Genomic DNA, 7,115 nt, shown 5'->3' with positions numbered 1-7,115 from the left:
GTCACGACCTCCGTCAGACGGAGCGCAGTTCGGCGTAGCGGCGCAGGAACAGCGCCTCGCTGAGGGCCATCCGCTCCAGCTCCCGCGGGTCGACGCTCTCGTTGACCGCGTGGATCTGGGTGGTCGGCTCCTCGACGCCGATCAGCACGATCTCGGCCTTCGGGTAGAGCGTGCGCAAGGTGTTGCAGAGCGGGATCGAGCCGCCCTCGCCGGAGGCGACCATCGGGGTGCCGAAGGCCTCGGCCATGGCCTCGCCCATCGCCTCGTAGGCCGGGCCGCTGGTGTCGGCGCGGAACGGGGCGCCGTTGCCCTGGCGCTCGATGGTCAGCTCGGCGCCCAGCGGCACCTGTGCCTCCAGGTGGGCGACCAGCGCGTCCTGGGCGGCGGCCGAGTCCATGCCCGGCGGCACGCGCAGGCTGATCAGCGCCTTGGCGGCGGCCTGCACGGAGGAGGTGGCGCCGATCACCGGCGGGGCGTCGATGCCCAGGACGGTGACGGACGGGCGGGCCCAGAGACGGTCGGCGATGGTGCCGGTGCCGGTCAGGGCGACGCCGTCGAGCACCTTGGCGTCGGCACGGAACTGCTCCTCGGGGTACTGCACGCCCTCCCAGGTCTGGTCGGCGGCCAGGCCGGCGACGGCGACGTCGCCGTTCTCGTCGTGCAGCGAGGCGAGCATCCGGACCAGGCTCTGGAGCGCGTCCGGGGCGGCGCCGCCGAAGGCGCCGGAGTGCAGGTTGCCGCCCAGGGTGGTGACCGAGGCCTCGACCACCGTCATGCCGCGCAGCGAGGCGGTCACGGTGGGCAGGCCGGGGGCGAAGTTGCCGGTGTCGCCGATGACGATGGCGTCGGCGGCGAGCAGCTCGGGGTGGGCCTCGGCGTAACGCTCCAGGCCGCCGGTGCCCTGCTCCTCCGAGCCCTCCACGATGATCTTCAGACCGACCGGGTAGCCGTCGCCGTACACCTGGCGCAGCGCCCGCAGGGCGGTCAGGTGCATCAGGATGTTGCCCTTGCAGTCGGCCGCGCCGCGTCCGTACCAGCGGCCGTCACGCTCGGTCAGTTCGAAGGCGGGGCTGAGCCAGGCGTCCTCGTCGAGCGGGGGCTGGACGTCGTAGTGCGAGTACAGCAGGACGGTCGGGGCGCCCTCGGGGCCGGGCAGTTCGCCGTACACGGACTGGGTGCCGTCCGGGGTGTCCAGCAGCCGGATGCCGGTCAGGCCCTCGGCGGCGAAGGCGTCGGCGACCCAGCGCGCGGCCTTCCGGCACTCCTCGACCGGGAACTGGCGCGGGTCGGCGACCGAGGGGAAGGCGACCAGCTCGGCGAGGTCGGTGCGGGCGGAGATGGTCGGTTGGGGTACCGCCGATCATAGGCGGAGCCGCTCCGGGGGCTCCGGGCGTGCCGGGGCTCCGGCTGAGCGGAGACCGGCGCGGGCCGGCGTGGGCTGGCGTGGACCGGCGCGGGACGGCGTCGGCTGGCGGCTCGTCGGGCGGTGCGGCGTCCGGGCGGGTGGGCGGACGCATAGGATTGCTCGACGTGACTGACTCCGGAAGCTCCGATTCCCGCAGCCCGCTCGACCGTACGACCGCGCCGGTCGACGGTATCGACAGTGAGGCGTCCGCTCAGGCGTCTTCGGCCCCGTCGGCGTCGTCCGTGTCATCGGCCTCGTCGGCGTCATCGGCGTCGTCGGCGTCGTCGGAACAGCTCGACGGCGTCTGGGACGTGGTGGTGGTCGGCGCCGGACCGGCCGGGGCCTCGGCCGCCTACGCCGCCGCCGCGCAGGGCCGACGGGTGCTGCTGCTCGACAAGGCCGAGCACCCCCGCTACAAGACCTGCGGCGGTGGCATCATCGGCCCCTCCCGGGACAGCCTGCCGCCGGACTTCGAGCTGCCCTTGCAGGACCGGGTGAGCGCCGTCACTTTCGCCTACGACGGGCGGTACACCCGTACGCGCCGCTCCCAGCGGATGCTGTTCGGGCTGGTCAACCGGGACGAGTTCGACCTGCGCCTGGTGCAGGCGGCCAAGCAGGCCGGGGCGGTGCTGGTCACCGGAGTGACCGTCACCGGGGTCGAACAGCGCGGCGGCGAGCACCGGACGGCGCTGGTGACCGCGGCCGACGGGCGCGGCTTCGAGGCCCGCGCGGTCGTCGGGGCGGACGGCAGCGCCAGCCGGATCGGTCGCCACGTGGGCGTCACCTTCGACCAGATCGACCTGGGCCTGGAGGCGGAGATCCCGGTGCCGCCGCAGGTCGCCGCGGACTGGTCGGGCCGGATCCACCTCGACTGGGGCCCGCTGCCCGGCAGTTACGGCTGGGTGTTCCCGAAGACCGAGACCAGCAGCCTGACCGTCGGCGTCATCTCGGCTCGCGGCGACGGCGAGCAGACCAAGCAGTACCTCGCCGACTACATCCGGCGGTTGGGCCTGTCCGGCTTCACCCCCAAGGTCGAGTCCGGGCACCTGACCCGCTGCCGGGCCGAGGACTCACCGCTGTCCCGCGGCCGGGTGCTGGTCGCCGGGGACGCGGCCGGACTGCTGGAGCCGTGGACCCGCGAGGGCATCTCGTACGCGCTGCGCTCGGGCCGGCTGGCCGGTGAGTGGGCGGTGCGGGTCGCCGAGGCGGGCGACGCGGCGGCGGTGCGGCGCGAGGCGCTGAACTACGCGTTCGCCGTCAAGGCCGGGCTGGGCGTGGAGATGCGTGCGGGCAAGCAGCTGCTGGGCGCCTTCGAGCGGCGGCCGTACCTGTTCCACGCGGCGGTCTGCCTGGTGCCGGCGGCCTGGCGGGCCTTCGCCCGGACCACCCAGGGGCACACCACCTTCGCGCAGGTGCTGCGACAGTACCCGGCGGCGCGGAGGCTGATGGCGATGGCCTCGCGGTAGCGGGGCCGGCGCGTACGCGGTTCGTGCGTGGTTCGTGCGTTCCGTGCGTGGTTCGTGCGTTCCGTGCCTCTCGTGCCTCTCGTGCGTGGGGCCGGTGTTCCTCCTCCTCCGTTCCGGGGAGGAGGAACACCGGCCCTGTTTCCTTCGTGCGGTGGGCTACTTGAGCCCAGTGGGGTCGGCTACTTGAGCCCGGTGTCGATCGCGGTCATGAGGCTGCCGGACGGGGTGTCGCCGGACATCTCCCAGATCATGCCGCCGAGCAGGTTCTTCGACTTGAGGTAGGCCGTCTTCTGGGCGATCGACCAGGTGTCGTCGAAGGTCCACCACTGGCCGTTGGCGCCCGTGTAGCCGTACGTGGCAACGGACTTGGGATCGTGGTAGACGGTGAGGTTGGGGACGCTGGTGATGAGGTTGTTGTAGCCGCGCGTTCCGGCCTCCTCGGCGAACTGACCCGGCGCGGCGCCGTTCGCCGACTGCCAGGCGCCGTTGGCGCCGCCGTCCGCCACGCTCTGCCAGCCTCGCCCGTAGAACGGGAAGCCGATGGTCAGCTTGCGCGGGTTGACCCCGGCGCTGAGGTAGGTCTGAACGGCCGTGTCCACGCTGAAGTGGAAGTTGTACGGGTCGTTCGGGTCCTGGTACAGGTTGGACGCGTGACCGGTGCGGTTGGGCTCCCAGGAGTTGTCGCTGCCGGAGCCGTGGAAGTCGTAGCCCTGGACGTTGGCGATGTCCAGCGAGTTGAAGACCTGTCCGAGGTCCCAGCCGGCCGCGACCTTCGCCGGGTCGGCCGGCGTGAAGGCGGTGAGCAGCTTGTGCGAGCCGCCCAACGCGTCGAGCTGCTTGCGGAATTCGGCCGCCAGCAGGGTCAGGTTGGCCTTGTCGTTGGCGCTCCAGTGGTTGCCCGGGTGGCCGTCGCCGGAGCCGGGCCACTCCCAGTCGAGGTCGATGCCGTCGAAGATCCCGGCCGCCACGCCGTCACCGCCGGCGCCGTTGTAGGCCGGCAGATTGCCCTTGATCCAGGTGTCGACGCAGGACTTGACGAACTTCTGCCGGGACGCATCGGTGGCGGCCACGTCGGAGAAGTACTTGGAGTACGTCCAGCCGCCGAGCGAGACGACGACCTTCAGGTTCGGGTACTTGGCCTTGAGCTTCTTCAACTGGTTGAAGTTGCCCCGGAGTTTGCCCCAGCCGTCGTCGGCCACGCCGTCCACCGATTGGTCGGCGCTCATCGGGCGGGCGTAGTCGGCGTCGGCGTCACCGGCGCCGGTTCCCTGGTCGGGGTCCTCCGGGTTGCTGGTGGTGCCCTTGGTGACGCCCGCGAGGCAGGTCAGGTTGACCGGATCGATGTTCTCGAAGGCGTAGTTGATGATGTCGAGCTTGGCCGCGCTGCCCGAGGTGTCGAGGTTCTTGACGAAGTACTGACGGCCGTAGATGCCCCACTGGACGAAGTAGCCGACCCGGGCGTACTTTCCGGCGCCGACGATGTCCGAGGTGGTCACGCTGAGCGGGGCGGAGGCGGGCGAGGAGTTGTCGGCGGGGTCGCGGGCCTTCACGGTGAAGGTGTAGGCGGTGGACGGCGAGAGGCTGCCGACGGTGGCGGTCAACGTGCTGCCGCCGACCGTCGTCACCAGCGTGCCGCCCCGGTAGACGTCGTACGCGGCGACCCGGACGTTGTCGGTGGCGGCGTTCCAGGCGAGCGTGACGTCCGACGAACTGACCGCCGTGGCGCGGAGGTTGGTCGGTGCGGTGGGCGGCGTGGTGTCGGTCGACGGGTCGAAGGTGGCGGCGGTGACGGGTGCGCTGAGCGGGCCGGTGTTGCCGCGGCTGTCCTTGGCCCGGACGGTCAGGGTGTACGAGGTGGCCGGGGTGAGCCCGGTGACCAGGACGTTGGTGGTGGGGCTGGAGGCGACCACGGTGCTGCCGTTCAGCACGTCGTAGGAGGCGACCGGGAAGTCCCCGCCGGTGGCGGCCGGCCAGCTCAGGGCGAGCGTGTGCGCGGTCGAATCGGTGACGGTGGGCGTGCCCGGCGCGGACGGCGGGACGTCCGGGGTGCCGTCGCACTTGTCGCCGTTGATGCGGCAGTTGAGCGGGGTGGAGACCGGGCCGTTGCCGACGAACCAGAAGCTGTACGGCTCGGTGGTGCTGTGGGCGTTGACCGTCGCGTTGTAGAACGCGGCGGTGGCGGTGACGTGCTGGCCGTTGACGGTGGCGGTGCCGTTGTAGCTGTTGCCGATGGTCACGCCGGCCGGGAGGTCGAACTCCAGGGTCCAGCCGGACACGGCGGTGGCGTTGTCGTTGTGGACGATGTAGGTGCCCTGCCACCAGGAGCCGTTGTTGGCGGTGGTGAAGGTGGCGGTGAGCTTGCCGGCGGCACTCGCCGGGGTGGCGAGCACGGTGAGCGCTGCCAGGGGGAGGAGCAGGACGGAGAGCACTGCCAGCAGTCTGCTGCGCATGTGCGGTCGTCCCGCCCGGGATCGAGCGGACATGGTTCTCCCTGTGACTGTGGGGGTTGGACAGGGGGACGTAGAACCGGAGGTGATCCGTGTGCGATCGGTGCCCGCGCCGTGGGGAGGCGGGGCATGGGAACTGTAGGAGGACTGGACCAATGCGTCAACAGGTCTGTACCACTGAGGAGTTGGCGGGTGAGGTGGTGGGTGGTGGGTTCAGTCGACGGGTGACAAGTAACGGATGACAGATGATGAAATCTGTCATCCGTTATCTGTTGGTTGAAATCTGTTTGCTGTCATTCGTTGCGGTTCGTCGGTCGCGCTGATGGCGGGCCCGGCGCTGGGGGAGGGGCGTCTCGAGGCGGTGTGACCCCGCTACTCCCGGACGATCGCCAGGGCCTCGATCTCGATGAGGACCTCCGGCTTGAACAGTGCCGCGACCTGTACGGCGGAGGAGGCCGGGAGCGGAAGGCCGCTCAGGTACTCGTCCCGGGCCTCGCGGACGGCCGGGAGGTAGGCGATGTCGGTCATGAAGATCGTGAACTTGACGACGTCCGAGAAGTCGGCCCCGGCGGCGGCCAGGCAGCGACGCAGGTTCTCGAAGACCTGGCGTGCCTGGGCCTTCGGGTCGCCCTCGCCGACCAGGTTCCGGTGCTCGTCGAAGGCCACCTGGCCGGAGAGCTGGACCAGTCGGCCGGTACCCGTGACGACGTGGGTGTAGCCCGTCCCCGGGGCGACGCCCGGGGGCTCGGTGATGTGGGTGAGGTGCGTGGTGGTCATGGTGATTGATCCTGAGCCACCGCGCGCCGGGGCCGCAAGCGACTTGTCCTGGACAACGCGCCCATCAGCGCACCACTTCGGCCGGTGCGCGTCGGAACGGCCGGTCGGCCGTCGGGAGTCGGGCATCGGGACCGGCCGAGCGCAGCACCACGTCCAGCACGGCGTCCGAATCGGCGGCGTAACCGCCGCTGGCCCAGGCGGCGTTGGCCTCGATCACCGCCCAGCCGTCCTCGGTGCGTCCGACGTCCACCACCGCCGCGCTCGGCAGCGGGGCATACGAGGCCGAGGCGGCCAGCACGTCGCCGGTGAAGGCCAGCACCTCGGCCTCTTCCCCTTCGAGCGGTGCGACGGACAGTTCGCCGTCCACGGCGTAGCGCGAGCCGGCCCGCACCGTGCCGTCCAGGACGAACAGCCGGTACTCCGCACGGAACCGCACCACCTCGCTCACCAGCACGGCCGTGTCGCCGTCCAGCAGCTCGGGCCCGGGCAGCGCGCCGCCGTCCGGGTAGACCCGGGCGGCGAACAGCTTGTCCGTCGGCGGTTTCACGAAGGCCGGGCCGCGCAGCGAGCGGGCCTCTGCCAGCGTGGTGGCGGACACCCGTCGGCCGGTCAGCGTGAACGGCAGCCGGGCCAGCCAGTCTTCGGACGGCTCCAGCAGGGCCAGGCCGAGCTCCCGTCCGACCGCGTCGCCGAACAGTGGCCCGCCGTACACGTGCACCGCCGCGCCGAGCAGCTCGCGCGGCGCCCGCCAGGACGTCGCGGTGAACGCCCGCAGGCCGCGCAGACCGGCGGCGGTGCGCAACCGGAGGCCCGTTTCGTTGACACGGGGCGCGAGGAGCAGGACGGGGGAGTCGGTGGACATGGCGCCCATGCTGCCGGGAGAACGGCGGCCGCCACCAGCGGATTTCGGTCAGGTCGGCCGAGGGCCCGGAGTGATTGGCTCTGGCCGAGGGGCGGGTGGGCGTGCCAGAGTCGTCCGGGCGGCGGTCCGGGCACCCCGGACCGGCGCCCGCGGTCCGA

5 protein-coding genes are annotated in these 7,115 nt (G+C 71.7%); 1 reads left to right on the top strand and 4 read right to left on the bottom strand.

The window, feature by feature from the left end; all coding sequences use genetic code 11:
• Positions 1-13: 13 nt before the first annotated feature.
• Complete coding sequence (locus J0670_RS25280) at positions 14-1,339, bottom strand: dipeptidase (protein WP_207813964.1); 1,326 nt, start codon at positions 1,337-1,339, stop codon at positions 14-16.
• Positions 1,340-1,647: 308 nt separating this feature from the next.
• Here J0670_RS25280 and J0670_RS25275 point away from each other — a divergent pair, with 308 nt between their 5' ends.
• A complete protein-coding gene (locus tag J0670_RS25275; RefSeq protein ID WP_207813963.1) occupies positions 1,648-2,871 on the top strand; it encodes a geranylgeranyl reductase family protein in 1,224 nt (407 codons plus the stop codon).
• Positions 2,872-3,050: 179 nt separating this feature from the next.
• Here the strand turns inward: J0670_RS25275 and J0670_RS25270 are convergent, their stop codons facing one another.
• The 3 genes from J0670_RS25270 to J0670_RS25260 all read right to left on the bottom strand — a co-directional run bounded on the left by J0670_RS25270 (position 3,051) and on the right by J0670_RS25260 (position 6,957).
• On the bottom strand, positions 3,051-5,321 hold the full coding sequence (locus J0670_RS25270) for a glycosyl hydrolase family 18 protein (RefSeq protein ID WP_307806679.1): 2,271 nt from the start codon (positions 5,319-5,321) through the stop codon (positions 3,051-3,053).
• A gap of 369 nt (positions 5,322-5,690) precedes the next feature.
• Positions 5,691-6,095: a RidA family protein gene (locus J0670_RS25265; protein ID WP_207813961.1), complete on the bottom strand. Its 405-nt coding sequence runs from the start codon at positions 6,093-6,095 to the stop codon at positions 5,691-5,693.
• A 64-nt stretch (positions 6,096-6,159) separates the two neighbouring features.
• The gene (locus tag J0670_RS25260; RefSeq protein ID WP_207813960.1) at positions 6,160-6,957 is read right to left on the bottom strand and encodes an ATP-grasp domain-containing protein; all 798 of its coding nucleotides are present in this window, start codon (positions 6,955-6,957) and stop codon (positions 6,160-6,162) included.
• Positions 6,958-7,115 lie beyond the last annotated feature (158 nt).

The organism is Streptomyces sp. FH025, assembly GCF_017427025.1.
Classification (GTDB): Bacteria; Actinomycetota; Actinomycetes; order Streptomycetales; family Streptomycetaceae; genus Kitasatospora.
This window is presented reverse-complemented; position numbering and strand designations above follow the sequence as displayed.